Source organism: Colwellia sp. MB3u-55, assembly GCF_014076785.1.
In the GTDB taxonomy this organism is placed as follows: Bacteria; Pseudomonadota; Gammaproteobacteria; order Enterobacterales; family Alteromonadaceae; genus Colwellia_A.
Genome location: NZ_JACGUS010000028.1, coordinates 1 through 2,027, shown reverse-complemented (window position 1 = coordinate 2,027; position 2,027 = coordinate 1). Strand labels below are relative to the sequence as shown.

Annotated in this window: 4 protein-coding genes; 2 read left to right on the top strand and 2 right to left on the bottom strand. The window is 33.7% G+C overall.

Translation table 11 applies throughout. The features are described from left to right. Window positions 1-231, bottom strand: a 231-nt coding sequence (locus H4J66_RS00980) for a Bor/Iss family lipoprotein (RefSeq protein WP_182169374.1), incomplete at its 3' end; no start/stop codon positions are given. A gap of 306 nt (window positions 232-537) precedes the next feature. Between H4J66_RS00980 and H4J66_RS00975 the strand changes: the two genes are divergently transcribed. Beyond that, on the top strand, window positions 538-777 hold the full coding sequence (locus tag H4J66_RS00975; RefSeq protein ID WP_070373587.1) for a type II toxin-antitoxin system ParD family antitoxin: 240 nt from the start codon (window positions 538-540) through the stop codon (window positions 775-777). Then, entirely contained in the window at window positions 777-1,070 is a 294-nt protein-coding gene (locus H4J66_RS00970; protein WP_182169372.1) for a type II toxin-antitoxin system RelE/ParE family toxin, read from the top strand. The genes H4J66_RS00975 and H4J66_RS00970 overlap by 1 nt, the downstream gene beginning before the upstream one ends. A gap of 129 nt (window positions 1,071-1,199) precedes the next feature. Here H4J66_RS00970 and H4J66_RS00965 read toward each other — a convergent pair whose 3' ends face one another. Next, window positions 1,200-1,739: a hypothetical protein gene (locus H4J66_RS00965; RefSeq protein WP_182169370.1), complete on the bottom strand. Its 540-nt coding sequence runs from the start codon at window positions 1,737-1,739 to the stop codon at window positions 1,200-1,202. Window positions 1,740-2,027: the final 288 nt, after the last annotated feature.

The following is a 2,027-nucleotide window of genomic DNA, read 5'->3' as shown; positions in this document are numbered from 1 at the left end:
ACCATCAGAAAATGTTTGTTGTGATTGCATTTGCAATGGTTCATTTTTGTTACAAACTTTCAGAACATCAACACGATGTTCTCCAGATAGCCCCCATAAATAAAATGGTTTTGAATCCAGGTATGAGGGTTTATTGACAAGTTTATTTTGCCCTTCCGGTTTTATAGTAACCGTTGAACAAGCAGTGATCCCCACTAAAAGTACACTTAAAATTAAACTACTTTTTTTCATAATTACTCCATATGATGATTTAAAATATAACGCCCCATTAAGCGGCTAAAAATGGTTGACTAAATAACTTAGAGCATAATAACTAGAGTTGAACTTTAAAATGTTCGATTAATGTTGGGGAAATGTAAAAATGTGTAAGATATACCTGACACGACCAAAAAATATAACACCGCAATAAGCGGCTAAAAATGGTTGGCTATAATGTGAACGAAGTGAAAAAGCCAACTGTTTTCTGTCCGTTTAATTGCCTTGTTATATTTTTTATACCATAATCTAATATATATTGGTACAAACAAGGGTTTCATTATGGCTAAAAATACTAGCGTCACACTAGGCGATCACTTTGATCAGTTTATTAACCAACAACTTAACACAGGTCGTTACGGTTCAGCGAGTGAAATTGTTCGAGCTGGATTAAGAGCTTTAGAAGATCAAGAAACTAAACTATTAAATTTACGCAATATGCTTATTCAAGGTGAACAAAGCGGTATAGCTGATTACAGTTATGATTCTTTATTAACAGAATTAGACAACGAAAATCACTAATGAGAAAATTAGTATTATCCGCTAAAGCGAAATCAGATTTAATTAAAATAGCTCGATACACTCAACTTACGTGGGGAACCACGCAACGAAATGATTATTTAAAAATATTAGATAGCACAATTCGATTATTAACTGAGGAGCCAGAATTAGGAATAAACTGTGATTACATCAAAGAGGGTTACAGTAAATATCCTCAAGCTAGCCACGTAATTTATTACAAAGAACATAAAGTAAATCAAATATTAATTGTACGTGTGCTGCATAAAAGTATGGATGTTAACTCTGCTATCTAAAAAATACCAACACCACGTTAAGCGGCAAATAATTGTTGGCTAAAATAAGCGACGAAGGAGCAAATAGCCAGCTGTTATTTGTCCTGCTTGAATGGCTTATAGTTTCCAGCTACTAGTACTAAAATCAACTTATACCGTTACAAAAAGTACAAATAATGAATATAACCCAAAAATAATAGACAACCATTTAAACCACCGAGGGATAAATATAACTAGCAACATTATTACAACACCTATTAATGGTATTACCAATGACAAAAGCAATGGATTCTTAAACATAACAATATTGAAATATGGCCCAAGAAGAAAAAATAACAATAAGGACATTGCAGACACTCGACCTAAACCTCGACTGTGGGATAGCATGTCAAAATATCCATCATCTGGATCTGGAAGTGCCATTTCTGCCGCACCATACATAAAAATCGATGCAAAAATGAGCGCTAAAAAGTGAATAAAAGACCAATCAGAAAAATCATGAAGCTCCCATCCTACCCACCATAGTTGAAGGGTGAAAACCATTACAGTCCCACCCCAGATAGCTGTAGACCAATGGAACTTAACTTTGTTGTGATAACGAATCAAATCTCCGATCACATGTAAGAGACGTGTTAATGATAATCCAATGATTATGGATACAGTTACAAAAATATATTCATGTTGTGTCATTTATTACCAAGCTTAATTCAAATTTCATGGTGTTGAGTATCATCTAAAAACATGAAAATTAAAAGATTATTGTCTATTTACTTTTGCGGTAAAACTGCCATAGCCTCGATTTGCAATTAACACATAGACACAATGACTCCCCACAAGGTGCTAGCCTCTAAATGTGGGTTAGTTTTACAAACCAGAGCCATAATATATGTGTCAACAATATAAAACAGAGGCTAGCATGATAAAACATAACATACTTTAAAAAACTCGTACGACAATTACAGTCAAAATATCCTGACA

Excerpts from the sequence above, each read along its gene's own strand:
- H4J66_RS00975 (WP_070373587.1), top strand. The coding sequence starts at position 538 with ATGGCTAAAAATACTAGCGTCACACTAGGCGATCACTTTGATCAGTTT.
- H4J66_RS00970 (WP_182169372.1), top strand. The coding sequence starts at position 777 with ATGAGAAAATTAGTATTATCCGCTAAAGCGAAATCAGATTTAATTAAA.
- H4J66_RS00965 (WP_182169370.1), bottom strand. The coding sequence starts at position 1,739 with ATGACACAACATGAATATATTTTTGTAACTGTATCCATAATCATTGGA.